This is a genomic window from Streptomyces sp. HUAS MS02 (assembly GCF_055702265.1).
Window position 1 is genome coordinate 4,125,365 of record NZ_CM146747.1, and the last position, 18,276, is coordinate 4,143,640.

Here is an 18,276-nt window from a genome sequence, read left to right on the forward strand (position 1 = left end):
CACCCGCTACGACAAGCTGGCGGAGTCCGGCGCACTTCGTCTCTCAACCACAGTGGACGAATTGACCCCACGCCTACTCGTCGTCAAGCAAGTCCTCGTAGCTTAGAGGACGCGATTCGTCGCCTTCGATCTCATCATCTTCGGCAGAGTCTCCATTGTCGCCGTTGTCTTCCGCCTCGTCCTGTTCCGTGTCAGCAAGTGCCCCAGCAGAAATCCAGTCATTGAAGTCCGTCTCCGAGACAAAGAACCAGTTCACGAGTGCCTTACGGAGCGTCTTGGTGGCGAGTTCTTCAGCTGCTTTCCTCCGCTGGTCATCTGTCTGACCTGGCCGAAGGGACTTGAGTGCCTTCTTGCGTTCTTCGATGCAGAAGCTCAAGTACATCTTGCGGGCATCTGAGAGCATCTTCTCGAAGCCGTCGCGGCCATCGAACCACTCGGCCACGTGCTTCCACGAATCTGGGCTGGCAAGGGCCTGAAGCCAGAAGTACCGGAAGTACACTGCGCGCGCTGTTTCAAGCTTCGGGATTTGATTGATCGGGTCTGACACCGACTTGCTGAACGCGAGCCGTCGATCCCGGGCCTTGCCTTTTCCAGTTTCGTGCAGGAAGAAGGCGTTCCAGCCTTGCGCGAGCGCATCAGCGAAGCCCGGAAGCTCGTCAAGCTTCCACCGCTTGACTTCGGCCTTCCGCAGTTCCCAAAGAGACCCCAAGGTCATTGCCAGCCCGAGCTGGCAGGCATGGGTGTTCAACACAAGATATGCAGACTTGCTAGGCTCGCGCTTCTCGTCTGAAGTTGAACCGAGGTACTCTTCAGCCCGCAGCACCTCGAAGTCGCTCTCCTTCTCCTCAATCACCTCCCACGCGCGCAGAACATCATCATCCGGCTTGCGCCGGCTCGTTCCAGGTTTGTTTCGCGACTCTTCCTTGTAATGCTCGTAGCTGTCCTTCAGCGTCCAGTACACGCCCACACCGCCAAACAATGCATCACGTGCAAGCGAGGCGTAGATCTCTACCCCCGTCCAACCCGCTTCCATGCGCCTGAGGGCGCGAGCGTGCGCAGCGTATGGCTCTACCTTCGATAGCAGAGTGAGGATGGATCGTCCCCAGGTCTCAGAGAAGCGAGCACTCAGGATGTCAGCTTTCCCGAGGGGGAAGTTCTCGTTGCCGATGGCATCCCGGCGATAGGTGAAGCCCTCATCCTGTACCTCAGCCTTAAACAGCTTTCCTACTTCAAGCTGCTGCCGCATGAAGGCGTCGCGCTCCGGCTTCCCTTCGCGGCTGCTGATCTTTTTTGTTACGTCCCTCAAGTACTTCGGAGGGCCGAAGACGCAACGGTTCACTGCCTCCTTAAGCAGATGAATGTTGGTCATAACTGACCAGCGAGCCGGGCGCGTTGTGTTGATGTCAGGATTGTCGTATTCCACTGCGTACAATGGAATGAAGTCGTCATTGTCGGGGCGCCTCAGATCGCTAAGCATGCTGCGAGTGAGGACGTTGACCAGCTCGGCATCTGAGAGCAGGATGATCCGTGACTCACTGGGAGCCTTGGCTTCCTTGTTTACGTCCACGAACAACGTGCGCGCTGCTTCGTGGGCGTGGCCCGTTTCACCGACGCGGTCAGGGAACCAGCAGACAGTGACGGGGACCTCTACGTTGGACAAGTCCACGTTCGATGCGATGGCTTCGTCTGCGAGATATCTTTGAACCTGCTTCTCATAGAAGTCACGGAACTTCTCGCCTCGGCTTCCCCGCCACTTGTGCGACATGGTGCGATCGATGGCCAACAGCGCCATGGCTCGATGCTGACCGTCCAGGACGACCAGCCTGGATGCGTGCTCGTTCCAGCGCAGCTGCGCGAGGTTCACGGGGTGATAGTCACCCTGCTCATCGACGAGGCGTCGCACTGCGAAGGCGTCGCCTGCCTGCACCTGCTTCCAGGGAAGGTCCTGATCCTCGACCGCCTCGGCCTCCCCGAACACGGGAAAGCGCGAGGGCACTCCCTCCTTGAAGGGCAGGAGAACAGCCATGATCGGAGGGAAGAATGCCGGCCCCGTTGCTCGGTTCTTAAGCAGGTAGGGGATCAGCCCCGTGGCCACACGGTGGTCATCGAGGTCGCGCTGAAGAAGCTGATTGAAGTCGAGAACATCAGCATCCATTACCTCTCGGACAGGTGACAGGTGCTGCGTCAAGAGCCGCTCGGGCGCCGGTGACTCCTCGCCCAAACGGGCCTTGGTCATGATGTACTCAACGCGCCCGGCGGGGGTGCTGAATGTACCCCAAGTGCCCTGTACGTAGTCGCGAAACGTACTCTTGACGGTGGAGCGAAACAATACAGTCACTGCCTTCCCAGAATTGGCGCAAATAGACGGTGGAGCAGCCATTCTGCCGATTGGGCGCTCTCACGCAAAACGTTGATGGGAGTATCGGACTCTAGTGCCTTCAAGTCAATTACCCAGGCCTCGAGATTCTCCATAGCGATCCCGCGTGCGGCCGCGCGCTGTCCGAAATTCTTGGCGTCTCTTTTTAGCCTGTCTATATCATTGGGATTTCCTCGAAGCCAATCCATGGCCCGACTGTAATTGTTGCGATGCTGCTGGAGGCGCTCGTTGAGATTTTCAGCGACACCGATGTAGAGGGGTGACGAGAACACTGGTGTTGCGCGACCAAGGAACTGTGCGAGCAAGCGGCGTCCAGTTTGTGAGCTGATGGTGTTGTCCAGCGCCTCTCGATCCCGCTCCCGTCGTTCCCTCTCCCGATCATTGCCTTCGCCCTGCGATGGACCCTCACGTCGGTTTACTCCGTGGTCAAGCTCAAGGGCCCCGTCCCACCGCCCTCCATAAGGCGCAGATCCGTGCAGCGTTATGGGGAGCGGCTCGTAGTAACTGGCGTACTCTCGGAGCAGCCCAAGGAAGCCGTCGATGGAGGCGTCCTGGCCGTTGACGGGCTTCGTCTCCCAGTCCTGAGCACTCGCCTGGAACGTCACATACCAGGCATAGATACCCGGGGATTCGGGCGCCTGTTCGACTTCAAGCATGCCGAATCTCGACGCCGCGTGATCCTCAGCGCCGACGTCGGCGTCCTCCAAACCACCCAAGATCGATCCCGTCATGTGCTGTCTGTTGCTCTGCCTTGGTAGCCAAGAAGCGGCGGACCGTGATCAGGGTATGCCGATCAACGGCCGTTCGGAGCCGTACCTTGTCTCCCGGGACGCGTCAGGGCTGACAGAGGCACGCCGTCCCTTAGCCTCGAACTTTCGTGATGGGCCGCCGACGAAGTCGGCGGCCCATTTCGTTGTCGGCGGTGGAGGGCGGGCAGGCTGAGGGCCCGGGTGTCGTCTCGGGTGGACGCCGGGTTCCACTGCTCCGGGCTGGATCCACTTCTCGCAGGGACGGGTGAGTCCGCCGGTCATCCGGGGTTCGGCAGGAGTGCGAGCCGTTCGAGGGCGTCGGTGATGTCGTGGGCCCAGGGCCAGTGGTGGGCGAGGCGGAGGACGCGGCGTCGGCCGGTGGTGACGAGCTGTCCGGCCGCGGAGAACAGGCGGAGCCGCAGGCGACGGGGTTCCCAGAGTCGGGCTTTGCCGGTCAGGGCGAGCATGGGCATCCAGGCCAGCAGGTCGAGTGCGATCTGAACGATCTCCAGCCAGACCTTGTTCTGCGCGGTGTGGTGCAGGGGCAGGTTGCGCAGGCCGGTGGACCGGGCGGCCCGGATCCGGTCCTCCGCCCGGGCCCGCAGACGGTGACGGAGCTCGAGCTCGGCGATCGGCCGACCGGTCGTATTGGTAGCGAAGCAGGTGATCCGCATGCCGTCCGCGTCCGTGATTCTCAACTGTGCGCCGGGGTGGGGTCGTTCCTTGCGGACGATCAGCCGCATGCCGCTGGGCCAGCCCTCCAGCAGCTTGCCCGTGAGCTCGGCGACCCAGGCTCCGTCGCGGACCTGGCCGTCGGCCTCGACGGCCGGCGTCCATGCCGGGCCGGGGATCTTCAGCACGTGCTGGTGGATCGCCTCGGTGATCACCATGCCGACCGAGTAGGACAGCCATCGGCCTCGCTTCGCGAGCCAGGACACGAAGTCGTGGGTGCCGCCGGCGGAGTCCGTGCGGATCAGCGTCCGCCGTCCTCGCCGGTACTTCTTCGGCAGTTGAGCCAGGGCTCGTTGGGCGGTGGTGATGTGGTCGGCGGCCGTGTTCGAGCCCGCGTTACCCGGTCTGAGGAGAGCGGCGACCGGCTCTCCGGTTCCGCCCGGGCCGTGGTCGACGAAGGCCGTCAGGGGGTGATGGCCGTAGGTCTTCTTCCAGGTCGCGGCCGCATCCTCCTTGTCGGAGTGCGCGATCACGAGGACGCCGTCGATGTCGACCGTGACCCGTCCATCTGCGTCCGGGGCGTTCTTGCCCGCCAACGACCAGGCCCGGCTGCGGACTTCGGCCCGTGCGAACCGGATGGCCTGCAGGGCTTTCTCCTCGGAGCCGGCGAGGGGGTCGATCAGGCGGGAGACCGTCGGGTCGGAAGCGACCGGACCGAAGACAGCCGGCTCACACCTCAGCATCGCGACGTCCGCGAGGCAGTCCCCGCCCAGCGCGACCGCCAGCGCAAGGTCCAGAAGGATCTTCCCAGGATCGTGGACGGCCCGCGGCTTGCGCCAGGACGCCAGGGCTGTGGATATAGCCTGGTCAAGGCCGATCTTGCGGACCGTCTCCAGCAGCAGGACCGCGCCAGCCTGCGAGGCCACCCGCCGACCGTCTCCCTGGACACGGACACGCGGGTACGACGAGATAGGCTCTCTCACCTGGAAAGTGCTCTTTTCCTTGCAGCCAACAGGACCCTCAGCAAGTCCCATCGTTGCAGGTCAAGGGCACTTTCCGTGTTTCTGATCAACTCCTGGACAGCTCACCTCGTGAAAGCCCGAGGTTAGGAGTGGTAGCAGTGCACCAGAAGCGAAGACGAGACGTGGTCCGCTGCCCAACTCCTTGCAGAACATGGGCGAGTGACAACCAGCTGGGTTGGATGCCACACGACAAAGGGGACCGTCCGCACCCAGATCCCCTCACGCCGTAGCCCGTCACCAGTCTCTCCAACGGCAGAGACGTGAGGGAAGGCGATGAAGGGAACGGAGCCAAGGTTGTTCCGTATGCAGAGTCAGCACCGTCGGGGACACATGCACGGGCGGGCCGCCGCCACGTGCATCCTCCTGGATGGCTCCAAGTCATCCCCCCTCGCGACCAGTTGATGCGCGCCGCCGTGAGGGGTTCTCGACTGAAGCTGTCCCCTATGAGATGTGAGCGTTCTGCCACCGGCTGTCGGTGGCGAGCACTACAGTTTCACCACCTGCTCATGCCGAAGTCGACCGAATGGCGACGACGGCCAAAGGGCGAGCGGGTCACAACTGAGTGGGTCCGGCTTACAGCAGCCGGGCACCCGGGGAGGGGCTTTGATGCTCCAGTTCACCGACGTGCACGTCGAGACGATGTGCCGTTTGTACAGCAAGCAGAAGCGGCGGGCGTGGGACGGTGAGTTCCTCGACGTACTCGAGACCGCGCTGAACCTCACTCTCGGCCACAAGCGTGCAGCCGAGAGCCCTGATCTCCTGTGCAGGAACGTGATCAGGGACGCACGTCGCACCATCCGCCGCTCGCAGGCCACTGCCCGTCAGAATGCCGCCTGCCGGCCTCTTCCTGACGCTGCCAGTCGCCGCGTGTGCACCACCGCTGCAGACGGCGCGCTGGCGGCTGAGATGGTTACCCACGACACCCCTGAGGCACGGGCCATCGCCGCCGAAATGCTGCAGGAGCTGGGGGCCTTTGCCTCTACGCTCGGGGCCCATGGCCCCGATTGCCTCCAGGGCATGCTCGACATGTTGACCGTCGCTGACTCCGCCAAGCAGACGGGAATGTCCGTGGCCACAGTGGAGCGAACCCGGCGTGCACTGCGCGAACACGCGAAAACGCTAATCAGCGTCACGGCGTGACCGCGCTCCCCCGGGGGCTCTCAGTACGTCTTGGTGAGCCGTATGAGGGCAACGGAAGTGTCGCCCTCCGGTTCACCCGGGGCGTCGTGAACATGCAGATCCCCGCAGGAACGATCGGCGCATACCTCCTTCTGCGCCACGAGCAGCAGCCCACGCCCCTGTACGTCGGTCGCTCGGACACCTGCCTCCGCCGTCGGCTCACCCGTCATCCACTCCGCGACCGTGCAACGTACTTCGTGGCTGCACCGACCTCCAACCGCCACCAGGCCTACGCCATCGAGTCCGCCTGGTACCACCGGTACCTCTCGACGAACACCCCGATCGCGAACCAGATCCATCCCGCAAGCCCCACAGGAACGGGCCGCAGCTGCCCCTTCTGCCCCGAGACCGAAATCGAGCGCGCGCTGCGCCGGGCCCTTCCCGCCTCCCGCACCCCGTAGACCAGGAGATCAACATGAACGACATCGTCGAGGGCGCCATTCCGGTCGTCCTCTCCGGACAGGCACTCCTCAGCCTCCGTGAGTCCGGCCACAACTTCCCCTCCGCCGTGGGTGAAGTGATCGACAACAGCATCGAAGCACGCGCGAACCACATCCAGATTCTGACCGAAGAGTTCATGAAGGGCCGCAAGAAGGCGATCAGCCAGATCTCCTTCATCGACGACGGCGAGGGCATGGATGACAAGACCCTTCACCACTACCTGCAACTCGGCTTCTCGACGCGCTTCATGTCCGACAAGACCATCGGCAAGTTCGGCGTCGGAGCCAAACTCGCCGGCCTCAGCGTAGGTACCTGCATCGAAGCATGGTCGCGGGTAGCGGGCAGCGACGCGATCAGGCACGTGAAGTTCGATCTCGACGACGCCATCGAGGCAGAGAAGCGAGGCGAGAAGATCGGCATCAACCCGCCGGACGATGAACCCTTGCCCGCCCATCTGGTCCCGTACTTCCCGGAAGGCACGGGCACGCTCGTTCTGTGGTCGAAGATCGACCGGGTTTCCGACGGACACGGTCGAAGCACCCCGGACCACATCCGCAACGAGATGACCAAGGAACTGTCCAGGATCTTCCGCGACTTCCTCTGCGGAGGCATCAAGATCACGGTCGACCACACGGACCTCGTACCGCATGACCCGACCTTCCTTCGCAAGGGCACCTGGGTGGACCAAGTCCTGACCGAGGAAGCTGCCCGCAGCGGAGGTACCCCGCGGAACGTCGGCGCGGAGGAAACCCACTTCCCCGGCCAAGTCTTCTTCAACGATGAAGTGCCGGTTCAGGGCACCACGCACAAGGTCCGGGTCGTCATCACTCTTGCCCCGCGCGAGGTACTGCGGGCCAAGGGGCTGGGTGGTGACGCCCTGGCCAAGAAGCTGCGCTTGCCTGAAAACGAGGGCGCGATCAGCTTTATGCGGCTGGACCGCGAGATCAGCTACACCCCGGTCGCTCGCCTATTCCCCGACGGGATCCTGACGCCGGACAGGTTCATCGGATTCGAGGTGTACTTCACCCCCGAACTCGACCGTCTGATGGGTGTCCGCAACGTGAAGCGCGGAGCGGTACCCGCGGACGAACTCCGCAGGACTCTACGAGACTTGGCCCGCACCGTCATCCCCAAGGCCCGCGAAGAGCTCCAGCGTGTGTGGGGTGAAGACGACCGAAAGGAGGCAGTGAAGTCCGGCGAGCATGCCCCCCTCGCCAAGGCGGTGAAGGAGGCAGATCGCACGATGCCCAAGGGCCGGGTCAAGGCCGTACCGACACCCGCCGAGCGCGAGAGGGAATACGCCGACCTAGCCCAGGACGCGGGGCGGAGTTCCACTGAGGAGGAGAAGGCGGCGTACGTTCAGGAGATCAAGGACCTGCCGTTTGTAATCGAGACCGTCAGCTTCCCCGGCGACCAACTCATTGAACTCACCCACCTCGGGGATCAGACGATCATCCGGCTGAACCAGCGGCACGCCTTCTACCGGGAGATGTACGAGCCCCTCCACGCACTGTCCAAGGACGCCACCGCGTCGAGCGCGCCGTCCCTGCAGTCAACTGCTCGGCGCGCAATCGAAGCGATCACGCTGCTGCTCGTGGCATACGCCAAGGCTGAGTCGATGCACGACACCCCGAACGATCAGTACGGACAGCTGAGGAAGCAGTGGGGCGGCTTCGCCGAGCTCTACCTCAACAAGATCAAGGATGTTCTGTGAGCATCAGGTAGTCGCCTGGCAGATGCAGATACCTTGGTGGAGACGGGCAACGGCGCCTCCACCGAGGCATCTTGCAGATCAGGCCACAGCCAACTTGACGAAGTCGCTGATGCTCTTGAGTTCCCTCCGACCATGAAGGTAGCCCACGCCGCGGTGGATGTGGACGATGAGGGTCCGGGACACGGCTTCGTCGCTCGGTTCTTCGCCGTCGGCGATGCACCGCTGCTTGAGCAGCGCGAGGTAGATATCACCGTAGGAGCCTGCGAAGGTCCGCCAGCTCATCTCCACGTTGGAGTCGGTGACGATCTCCTTGACGAGCGGGGTCGAATCATCTTGCAGGGAGAGCACAAGCGCCCAACGGCAGAGAACGTTCCAATGAGCGATCCCTGTATTGCGCTTGAGCCAGACGAGTTGATCTCTCGCCGTTTGCGAGAGGCGGATTGTCTCAAGCGACATGCGCTGCTCCTGCGGTCCACCAGTAACCGGGTTCAACGGTGGTGGTGAAGGTCTTGTCGTCGTGAACGAGGGTGTAGGTGTGGGCGAGGTACGGCTTCAGGCGCCCAAGCAGGTTCTCGTCGATCTCCTCGTCCGTGGACAGGAGCAGGACCTGGCGGCCGGCCTCGGGGAAGTAGCGGTCGACGAGATGCTGGCGGTGGCGGCTGTCCAGTCGGCCGAGTGGGGTATCGATGATGCTCGGCAGTCGGTTACCTGCCGACTTGGCGAGGCCCCACAGGAGAGAGACCGCCAGGAGTTGCCGTTCGCCGGCGCTCAGCCGTCCGGGGTCAACGGGCCCGCCCTCGGCGTCGGTCAGCTGGAGTGTGAACTTGTCCGTGTCGATCTGGATGTCGCGGATGAGGCCCTGTTTGCGCATGAGCTTGTTGAAGCTCTCGAGCACCGCGACTTCCACGCTCTTGATGTGCCGGGCCATGAGTGCGGCGCGGAACTTCTCCAGCGTGTGGCGTGCCTTGTCGGAGTAGTTGGCAACTCGCTTGAGTACCTCTGACTGCCACTCAACTTCTCTGCGATCTCGCTGAGTTCGCTTCAACTCTGCGGCGAGGCGCGTCTTGCGGGCGGTTGCCTCTGCATAGAGGGATTCACCACGCTGCACTTGGGCTTGCGCGACAGCAACCTTCTCCATCGCCGCATTGCGCTTGGCCACAAGGTCCGCGATGAGGCTCTCTTCGGGTACAGCCCCGAGCTGCTGGTCTGCCGATTCCAGCCGCTCAGCAATGTCGGCAGCTTCTTGCAGCAGGGCGAGAGTGCGCTCCGAATCGCTGCTCAGAGCCTGGTCAAGTGCCGACAGCTGCATCAGGGCATCGTGTGGAAGGCCCATAGACTGCTCGAGGTTGGCTGTCGCTTCGCGCTTGCGTCGATCACTCGTCAGCTTCTTCTTCAGTGCCGTGCGAGCAGCCGCTGGCAGTGCGTCAGCGAGCTGCTGCATGAGCCACTCGTCTCGCTCCTCCAGTACGCCGACAACACGCGACGCGTCGTCGGCTTGCTGCTCCAGTTGCGCTTGCTCCTTGACTCCTTCGAGCTGCTTCTTGAGGAGCAGGAGAGGTAGGGGCCCTTCGGCCATGGCAACCAGAGCTTTGTTCGTAGACTTCGCTAGTTCACTGATGCGTTCGCGTTCAGCTTCCAGTTCCTTGCTCTGCTCGAAGGCCTTACCACCGGCCCGCTCGAAGGTGGCCTCGACTTTGGCCAGGTCGTTCCTGCACACGTCGAGGTGGGAGGTAAAGCCCGACAGCGTCTGTTTGCTGTCCGCGGCGACTTGGGTGGCGTGTTCCAGCTCTTGTTGCAGTGAGTAGATCTTGTCGAGGACCTCCTGCTGCTGCCCTGAGAGTTGCTGCCGGTTCTGGAGGGCCTTGAGGTCGTTGCGGAGACGTTCCACGGTGCCGACGCCCATCAGTGACTGGACTGCAGACTCAATGACCTTGGCCGCTCGCTCTGGATCAGCGAGTTGCTCTACTCGCTCACCGTCGAAGAAGAACAGAGAGGCAACATCAATGGGAAGGATGGTCTCAACGTGGTCTGGCCAACTCTCCGTTACCGCGCGGCTGAACTCTCCGTCGACCATGACAGTGAGGAATTCTTTCAGCGTCTTGGTTCCGGTGAAGTACCAGTTTCTGACCACCTTGTAGTGGCGCTCTTCGCCCTCCACATTGATGGAGAACTCCAGCGTGATGGAAGCGCCTGAGCGTTGATCCGCCTTGCGGTTGATGCACTGCTCGAGGTAGTCGAGGTAGCCGCGGGCGCCTCGACCGCTGTAGTCCGTCTTGGGTCCGTAGAGAACCAGCTGGATAGCGTCGAGAAGGGTGGTCTTGCCGCAGCCGTTCAAACCACCGATCAGGACGATTGGCCGTCCTGGCCGTGTGCGCAGATCGAGCTGCTGCTCACCTTGGTACGCGCCAAAGTCATGCAGGGTGATGTTATGCAGGAGCATCGGTCGTCTTTTCGTCCAGCGTCAGAGCCTGAGGCTCGTCGTCGTTCAAGGTGCCATTTTCGCGAAGCTCTTTCTTCCGCTTGGCGAAGTCGAGTGCGTCGTCCGCGTTCTCATAAAATCCCTTCTGGATAACCTTTTCTAGAGACTCGAATAGACCCTTGCGGCGAGTTTTGGTTCGGAACTGGCGTTCAACGGCCAACAGTTCACGGATCATATTGAAGTGGATCTCGTCGTCTCCACAGACTTCCCGCAGGAGACCAACTTCGTCAGCACGGATGACGAGTTGTTCATCCAGTGATGGCCCAGGGAACGCCTCGCCTGTGGCTGCCTCGTAGATGCCCGGCAGCGAGTCTTCGACCTCGTGCTTCTCGAAGACCCAGAGGCGGCGGATCTCATGGAGCTCTTCCATCGTGATCAGCTCGATGTTGCTCATGTCGTCCGGAGCGTTCTTTCGCACGTGGGCCTGAGCCTTGAGCAGCTTCCGCAGCCACTCTTCGCGCGCGGCCTGGGTGTACGGGCCAGGGATGACACGATCGTTGAAGAGGTCGACGCGACCGTTCATGCGCCGGAAGTCGCGGGTGTCCTTTTCCTTCGAGACATCGTCGAGCTCGTTACGGAGGTCAAGGAGCGGTCGCATCCACTTCTTCTCTCCGTCGTTCTGGATCATGGCAGTCATCGACTTGTCCTGATCCACCAGGGTGCAGGTCCAGCAGCCGAAGCGGCTGTCACCGCACGATGGCGTGGTGTCGTCCACGACCAGGGGGCATTCTGAGTCGCTGGAAGCGCCCTGGTACATGGTGAGCAGGTCCTTGTTCTTGTGCCCCCACGGGTTGGACTGCTGCATGAGGAACATCCAGACCTCGTCGTTGGTCCATGCCTCGACGGGGCTGTAGACAAGCGAGTTGGGCAGGTTGCCGTTGGGCGAGAGGCGATCCCGCACGCGGCCCTTTTCGTGCTTGGTCATAGCGCGAGCACGCGCCTGGCTCTCTGCCTTGCGGATGCCCAGTACGAGGATCGCTTCACCGTGCCGGCGGACCACGCTTCGGATGAACCTGTTGGACGGCTTGATCTTCATTCGCTCCGTGCACCAACGGAACTTAGGGCGGGGAGCCGGGTAGCCACGACCGATCAAATTCACCCAGAAGGTGTCCTCGACCTTCGGGATGAGCCGGTGCGGTTCGATCGGGAGTCCCTGCTCGTCGGCAGCCTTACGCATCGTTTCGAGCGACTGGCTGACCCAAGCCGCAACCACCGGGTTCTCGACCAAAGTGTCCGTGCTGATGACGTGCACAGGCTTCGTGCGCTGCTCGACTGGCAGGTCCTTCAGGGCGAGCCAGACGAGCTGGAGGACGGCGGTGGAGTCTTTGCCTCCGCTGTATCCGATGACCCAGGGCACCTCATCCGCGGTGTAGAGCTCGCGAACCTCGTCCGTCAGCTCGTTCACGACTTCGGAGAGGGACCGCCCCTGGAAAGGCGCAGTCCGTGTCGGGGTGCTCATGCGTCTCCTCGCAGGTAGGCGTCTTCTACACGCTGCTCTTCGGGGCTCAGCCGAAGCTTCATGTGCTGACGGAGATAGTTCACGGTCAGGGTCAGGTTCTGGTGGCTCTTCGAGACGCGACCGCCGACGAGTGCGCGTCCTTCCCAGTCGGAGTTGGTACGGCTCCAGTCCACCGACTGCAATCGAACCAGCTTTGGCTTCCACACCTTGGGAGCATCCGAGCTTCGCAGAAGGGTGTTGCCGATTCGGCCGATAGCGTGGAGAGCAATGCCGTGGCTGTGGATGTAGTCGCGACGCACCTCGGAGGCCTGCAACTCTCGGCGGCGTACAAGATCCCACTCTGGGATGGCTTCGTCCACGGCCTCCCAGTACTGCTCAGCAAGCTCCTGAGCCTTCTCCTTCTTAACCTCCAGTCCCTGTAGAAGGGACTGGGTCGCGTAGTAGACGGAGCTGAGCGTGAAGAGCTTGCGGGACCGCTGGGAGAGGGTGCTGCTCTCCATCTCCACATGGCCTTTGAACACGGGGCACTTCATGGCCAGGAGCCGGGCGATGATAGCCAGATCATCTCGATGGTCGTACAGCACGCCGATTGACCGAGCGGGACGAACGGCATGACGGTTAAGATCGGCGAACATCTGCTGGCAGCGCGCGAGCCCCGAATCGTGGAAGAAGACGACCGCGATGGTTTCCTCGCCGAGATCCGGGTTCTCCTTCAGCGCCATTTCGATCGCGGCTCGGCGGTGCTGCCCGTCGTTGATAAGGAAGCGAGCGGCCATGGGGATGCGGATCTGGCCGGCCCTCATGCCGACGCCGGAGTCCGAGATGCCTTCGAAGTGCATCTCGCCGTCCACCGACGCTGTTAGCGCACTAAAGACATAGTCGTCCGGATTGTCCACGATGTACCGAGTAAGGGCTGGGAGTCTCCCCTTGTTCAGCACCCGTTGCGCACGGACTTCGGGTGCCAGCTCATCCTCATCGAACAGGAAGATCTTCGGAATGAGACGAAGCGGACACATGGATACGTAAAACTCGCGCCCCGCCTGGACGCCTCGGATGGCTGGAAAGATGTAGTCGAACCCCGAGGACGTGGCGGTGTCAGCGAGTTGCGAAGGCGACGATGATCCCACCTACGCAACGGTATCGTACTTGTACGTGAGAGATTAGACGTACAGACCATGCAGGAATAACGCACAGAGGTGTGGTGGGGCTAGTGGTGACGTACCTGGATGCAGCAGCAACCACGCGCGTGGACCCGCGCGTGGCCGAGGTCGTCCTGCACTGGATGACCGAAGACTTCGGTAACGCCGGCAGCCGCACGCACGAATACGGATCCCGAGCCAAGCGCGCTGTGCAACAGGCGCGCCAGTACCTTGCGGGCACGTTCAACGCCGAGGTAGACGAGGTGATCTTCACGAGCGGCGCCACCGAGAGCAACAACATCGCCCTACTCGGACTTGCCCAGCACGGGGAAGAAAGTGGCCGGCGCCACATCATCACCTCTGCCATCGAACACAAAGCAGTCATCGAGCCTCTAGAGCACCTCCAGTCCCGTGGTTTCGAGGTCGACTTCATCGAGCCTGGTCCGTCTGGACGCGTCACCGTCGAGGCCGTGATGGAGCGGTTGCGCCCGGACACACTCCTGGTGTCACTGATGCACGTCAACAACGAGACGGGGGTTGTGCAGCCCGTCGCTGATCTCGCTCATAAGCTGCGGGAGAGTCCGACCTTCATGCACGTGGATGCCGCGCAGGGCTACGGGAAGCTGACGCAGGACCTCGCTGCCCCGATTGACCTGATCAGTGTCAGCGGTCACAAGATCGGCGGGCCGAAGGGGATCGGTATGCTCGTGGCCCGCCACCGCGGCTGGGACACCCTGCCCCTGAAGCCGATCATGTTCGGCGGGGGTCAAGAACGCGGCCTGCGGCCCGGGACCCTGCCGGTCCCATTGATCATGGGCTTGGCGGAAGCGGCGAAGATCTTCCACAAGGAACACGCCCGTTGGAGCCACGACGCGGCGACGTTCCGCACGCGTCTCCTGGACGCGCTCTCGAAGACCCGATTCCAGATCAACGGAGACCAGGAACACACGGTCCCCCACATCGTGAACCTGACGTTCGACGGCGTCGACGCCGAGGCACTCATCGTGATGCTCAAGGACCAGGTGGCCGTTGCCACCGGTTCCGCGTGCACCAGTGCCTCGTACACCCCTAGTCATGTCCTGACTGCCATGGGCCTGCCTGAAGAGGTGGCTTCGAATGGGCTTCGCCTGTCGTGGTTCCCGAGCCAGGCGACGGATCTGGACGCGACGGAACTGGCTATTACGATCGCGCGTCTGCAGCCTGACTCTGCATGATCACTCACTGCATCCGCCGCACGAGACGGTGCCCGCGCAACGCGCGCTGGCAGCGGATGAGTTCGGCTTCCCAGCCGCTCTCAGTGCCGATGAGATGAGGTCTCTCGTACAAGCCCGCTCTCACCTCGGATGCTGTTAGGCGCTTGTACTTCTCGGCATCCGGATCGTCGGGGGCGAGGAACTCGTGCTTGCGGTGGAGCAGGGGCCGGTTGCTGGAGTTGGCATACGACGTGTGCGATGTCTCTAACGTCGTGATGTCCACCTGGTAAGACGACTGGATCCGCGGATGCGGATCGGTGTCGAAGTCGGGGTAGTCCAGCCAACTCACCGCGCGTCCCTGGTGGCGCAACTTCGCCACCGTCCACTGCGGTGGCCGGCCGGCAGCAATCGAGGCGCAGTGCTCGTACAGGCGCAGGACGGTCGGCATGTGGTCCAGGGCGCGGCGATGCACGTACAGGGCGGTCGGGGTCAGCTTTCCGACGGTCGATGCGTTCATGGCCCCGCGGATGTATGTGTCGTCACGGAGCTTGAGCAGCAGTCGGTCGGATCGCTTGCAGGCCTCCTTATAGGAGGAGAAGAAGGCCCGGACGTCGAGCTGGACACTGAGGGGAAGGCTGCTGAACGGGCCTCGGCCGTTGAAGAGCTCGACGGCAAGGAAAAGCAAGGTGTTGAGTGTCGATCGTTTGCCACCCTCCTCGGCCTTGGTCTGGTCTACGGATTCTCGGACGAGCCGACGCAATTCGTTCGGGCGCAGGTGACCGAGGAGTTCGGCCATCGGGTGGGGTGCTTCCTCCATGCGGGGCAGCCGCCCGCGGCGTTCCACATAGTCGACGACTGCTGCGATCGCCGAGGTGATGTCGTCGGAAGCGAGCCAAACCGCATCCGGGACGATCCGCTGCGCCAGGTAACTCAGCCGTGCTGTCTCGTCCTTGAACGCGTACACCACCCCAGGTGCCGCTGACATGGTGCGGACGCCGGTGACTTCTTCGACGTAGTTGCGCAGTTCGCTGGCGCCGAAGAGGTGTTGGAATGTCTGGCGGCTAGTCAGTACGCCGTCGCCGAACTCCTCGCCCTTGACCTTCGACTTCTCCCAGGTCAGTCGTGCCGAAGCAACCAGCACGGTACCCGCTAGGTTCCAAGCAGCCTGCAAAGTCTTTCGGCGTTCCTGAGAATCTTCAATGACGTTGAGGACGTAAGTCAGAAGGACAACATCCGCTGGTCCCAACTTCGCCTCAGGCAGGTAGAACGGGTCCCAGCCGACGGCTTGGTATTCAAGGCACTGAAGGGTTCGGACGTCGCCACCACGACCACAGCCGTAGTCAAGGACAGTCCGGCCAGGGACTACCTGTTTGTCGATCACAGCCTGTCTGGCCGGTACAGAGAGGCTCGCGCGACTGATCGCGGTCAACCTACGGTCGCTATTCCATGCCTGCTGCGCCATGCTCACGCCCTCGCACAACTGGGTAACAACCGGAGAGTAGCGGTGGGCCCCGGCAGGCAGGGCGCGTTCGCATGAGGTGAACTCCTGCCTCGCACTGGAGGCGATTCTCACGCTCGTCACCGCGGAGCAGAAACGCCTCCGAAGACGACATTGCCCGACGCCATGTTCCCCGTACGTTCCCCTTGGCTCACGCAACGGGCCCCTCGCTCCCCACTCCTGAGGAGAAAGACCAGTTCAGAGACTTAAGAGCGTAAATCTCGTCACAGAAAGCAAACCGTTGACCTGCGCATGACGATCCGCAGCCTACAGGTATCCGATTCGCCCGAATTTCAAGGTCAACAAAAGCAAATAACCCCAGCTCAAAGGCATGACCTGGGGTTTGCTTTAGAGCCGCCTTCGGGATTCGAACCCGAGACCTACGCATTACGAGTCGAAAGAACCCCTTGACGATCTTCCTCGATCCTGCTTGATCTGTAGCGTTTCAGCAGGTCAGATGGCGTTCGGCGTCTCGCCCTTACTGGTTCCTTCTCGATCCTTCCCGGTGCTTCCGTTCCCCCAGCGTTCCCCTTCGTTCCCCGGACGGCCCCGCGCAGAGCAGCTGCAACAGCCGTCGGCAGCAGATCCGCTGGCGAAAGCAGCAAATACGAACCTTGGAGCTACGCACGTCCATTGGGGCGAGCTGGGCTTCACATCCCCTGCACCCGGGGTGGAGCCTGTGACCGTTTTCGCAGGTCAGCCGCGCGGCAACAGCGTAGCGCAATCGGGAAGGATGGACCTGATGATGAGAGGGCGACACCCCTTGAGGTTCCGAGAGGCGGCTGCGACACGATCTCTCCATCAGCGCAACCGATCGCCCAAGTCCCGGATTATCAGGCGCTCATGGCTTCAGACCTCGGTAGCATGCCCGGCATGAACAACGCTCCGGACTTGGCAGCACGCCTGCATGCCTGGTTCAGCGAGGTGCGGCAGGCGGGGATTTCCGTCGAGTCCGGCGCCTCACTGGTGAATACCATGAGCCACTACCCGGCATGGGCCTCGGTACGGGCCGCAGTCCAGGTGACAGCTCCGCTGACGGTACGCCCAGATCTCTATACCAACGAGGGAGAGCTACGGGATGCGACGCTACTGGGTATGACCGGCCTTGCCCGGGCTGCGCAGGTCATCACCAACGGCCTGCCCGTGAACGACCAGTGCTGTCCACGCTCCTACCAGCACAGCAACGACCTACAGGTGGACACCGCAGTCGCGGAGTTCGTGACCTTCTGCCAGTCTCCGTTGCCGATGCCGGAGGATTGGCTTCTTCTGGACGCGCAGCTTCCCAAGGGCACTTTGGTCTCGGTAGGTGGGTACAACCTGAAATCGGCGACGGCCGCGGACTTGCGTCAGCTCCTGGCGCTGCCCACGGCCCGGGCGGTGTGCGACGTGTTGGAGCGGTCCGAGATGGATCCGAAGTTCCTTGATGGTGCTGCTTTCCTGTGCCGTGACGATCCGGACGGGGAGCTGGTCAACGGCATTCGATGGCCGCTCATGGAGCTTCCGACCCGGCCTGAGCTGCATCACTGGCGGCCGCTGTTCATTCTGCTGTTGTGGCGCAGCGACGTGGCGTGCCACATGGATGCCTGGTTCGTGGTCGAGCGTGGCCGGCGTATCGATCGCCGCAGCGGTGCAGTTCCCTGGACGATGGACGTTTTCGTCGATGAGCACGGCGAGGAGGTGGAAGTGGAGCGGCACCAAAGGGGTCTCTACGAGGTGTCGGCAGAGGAGATGCCTCGATTCCGCTCCTTCTGTGACGCCGTTGATTCGCTGGTCGACCTGGTCCTAGCAGACACCTCGAAAGCCGGCAGGAAGCGGGCACGGCGCTTGGAACGTGCAGCAAAGCACCTGGTGCGCGCCTCCCACCGCACGCATGTTGACGGATCCATCTGGGAGGAGGAGGCAGACGAGATCACGCTGCACTACGTCATCGCGATGGAGGCACTGCTGACTGGTGATGGGAACAGCGGGGTCGCCCAGAAGATCAGGCAGCGCGCGGCCATGCTCTGGATGACCGACGAGACCCGCGAACGAGTCCTCAACCTGGTGTCCACGAGCTACGACAGCCGGTCGAAGTTCGCTCACGGCGACGAAACGAAGGAAGACATCCAGCACCTGCACGATCTCCGGGAGCTTGCCACGAACGTGACGCTGCGCTGGCTGATCACCGCATCCGCGGCCGGCCCTGATCTGGGAAAGCGTCTGGATGAGGCATTGACCTCTGACGCAGTCCGCCGGAACGTAGTCACGGACCCGCTGACGGCCTTCTTCACCCGTACCCCACCGCGTCAGAACCCGCCAGATCTTGCACCGTGAGTGAGTCCCTTGGGCTCCACGGGCACCAGCTCTGTTGATAG

Annotated in this window: 13 protein-coding genes; 5 read left to right on the forward strand and 8 right to left on the reverse strand. The window is 62.4% G+C overall.

The window, feature by feature from the left end; all coding sequences use genetic code 11:
• Nucleotides 1–73: 73 nt before the first annotated feature.
• From ACZ9QC_RS17700 to ACZ9QC_RS17710, 3 genes are all read right to left on the reverse strand, one after another.
• Complete coding sequence (locus ACZ9QC_RS17700; protein WP_472920991.1) at nt 74–2,236, reverse strand: ParB N-terminal domain-containing protein; 2,163 nt, start codon at nt 2,234–2,236, stop codon at nt 74–76.
• A gap of 98 nt (nt 2,237–2,334) precedes the next feature.
• Nucleotides 2,335–3,108 carry a GIY-YIG nuclease family protein gene (locus ACZ9QC_RS17705; protein ID WP_472920992.1) on the reverse strand — a complete coding sequence of 258 codons (774 nt, stop codon included), beginning with the start codon at nt 3,106–3,108 and terminating at the stop codon, nt 2,335–2,337.
• Between the two features lie 296 nt (nt 3,109–3,404).
• Nucleotides 3,405–4,781 (reverse strand): IS1380 family transposase, encoded by a 1,377-nt coding sequence (locus ACZ9QC_RS17710; RefSeq protein WP_472920993.1) that lies wholly within the window; start codon nt 4,779–4,781, stop codon nt 3,405–3,407.
• Nucleotides 4,782–5,426: 645 nt separating this feature from the next.
• On the opposite strand from ACZ9QC_RS17710, the gene ACZ9QC_RS17715 reads away from it, so the two are divergent.
• The 3 genes from ACZ9QC_RS17715 (at nt 5,427) to ACZ9QC_RS17725 (ending at nt 8,154) form a co-directional block, all read left to right on the forward strand.
• Nucleotides 5,427–5,960: a hypothetical protein gene (locus ACZ9QC_RS17715; protein WP_472920994.1), complete on the forward strand. Its 534-nt coding sequence runs from the start codon at nt 5,427–5,429 to the stop codon at nt 5,958–5,960.
• A gap of 236 nt (nt 5,961–6,196) precedes the next feature.
• On the forward strand, nt 6,197–6,400 hold the full coding sequence (locus ACZ9QC_RS17720) for a hypothetical protein (protein ID WP_472920995.1): 204 nt from the start codon (nt 6,197–6,199) through the stop codon (nt 6,398–6,400).
• A gap of 14 nt (nt 6,401–6,414) precedes the next feature.
• A complete protein-coding gene (locus ACZ9QC_RS17725) occupies nt 6,415–8,154 on the forward strand; it encodes an ATP-binding protein (protein WP_472920996.1) in 1,740 nt (579 codons plus the stop codon).
• A 78-nt stretch (nt 8,155–8,232) separates the two neighbouring features.
• Here the strand turns inward: ACZ9QC_RS17725 and dndE are convergent, their stop codons facing one another.
• The 4 genes from dndE to dndB are packed head-to-tail and all read right to left on the reverse strand — an operon-like array spanning nt 8,233 to nt 13,219.
• On the reverse strand, nt 8,233–8,610 hold the full coding sequence (dndE, locus tag ACZ9QC_RS17730; protein WP_472920997.1) for a DNA sulfur modification protein DndE: 378 nt from the start codon (nt 8,608–8,610) through the stop codon (nt 8,233–8,235).
• Complete coding sequence (gene dndD, locus ACZ9QC_RS17735) at nt 8,600–10,594, reverse strand: DNA sulfur modification protein DndD (protein WP_472920998.1); 1,995 nt, start codon at nt 10,592–10,594, stop codon at nt 8,600–8,602. Before dndD ends, dndE begins: the two co-directional genes overlap by 11 nt.
• A complete protein-coding gene (dndC, locus tag ACZ9QC_RS17740; protein ID WP_472920999.1) occupies nt 10,581–12,092 on the reverse strand; it encodes a DNA phosphorothioation system sulfurtransferase DndC in 1,512 nt (503 codons plus the stop codon). Before dndC ends, dndD begins: the two co-directional genes overlap by 14 nt.
• A complete protein-coding gene (gene dndB, locus ACZ9QC_RS17745; protein ID WP_472921000.1) occupies nt 12,089–13,219 on the reverse strand; it encodes a DNA sulfur modification protein DndB in 1,131 nt (376 codons plus the stop codon). The genes dndC and dndB overlap by 4 nt, the downstream gene beginning before the upstream one ends.
• A gap of 83 nt (nt 13,220–13,302) precedes the next feature.
• On the opposite strand from dndB, the gene dndA reads away from it, so the two are divergent.
• Nucleotides 13,303–14,445: a cysteine desulfurase DndA gene (dndA, locus tag ACZ9QC_RS17750; protein WP_472921001.1), complete on the forward strand. Its 1,143-nt coding sequence runs from the start codon at nt 13,303–13,305 to the stop codon at nt 14,443–14,445.
• Between the two features lie 4 nt (nt 14,446–14,449).
• Here dndA and ACZ9QC_RS17755 read toward each other — a convergent pair whose 3' ends face one another.
• On the reverse strand, nt 14,450–15,886 hold the full coding sequence (locus tag ACZ9QC_RS17755; RefSeq protein WP_472921002.1) for a DNA phosphorothioation-associated putative methyltransferase: 1,437 nt from the start codon (nt 15,884–15,886) through the stop codon (nt 14,450–14,452).
• A gap of 909 nt (nt 15,887–16,795) precedes the next feature.
• On the opposite strand from ACZ9QC_RS17755, the gene ACZ9QC_RS17760 reads away from it, so the two are divergent.
• Entirely contained in the window at nt 16,796–18,235 is a 1,440-nt protein-coding gene (locus tag ACZ9QC_RS17760; protein WP_472921003.1) for a hypothetical protein, read from the forward strand.
• Nucleotides 18,236–18,276: the final 41 nt, after the last annotated feature.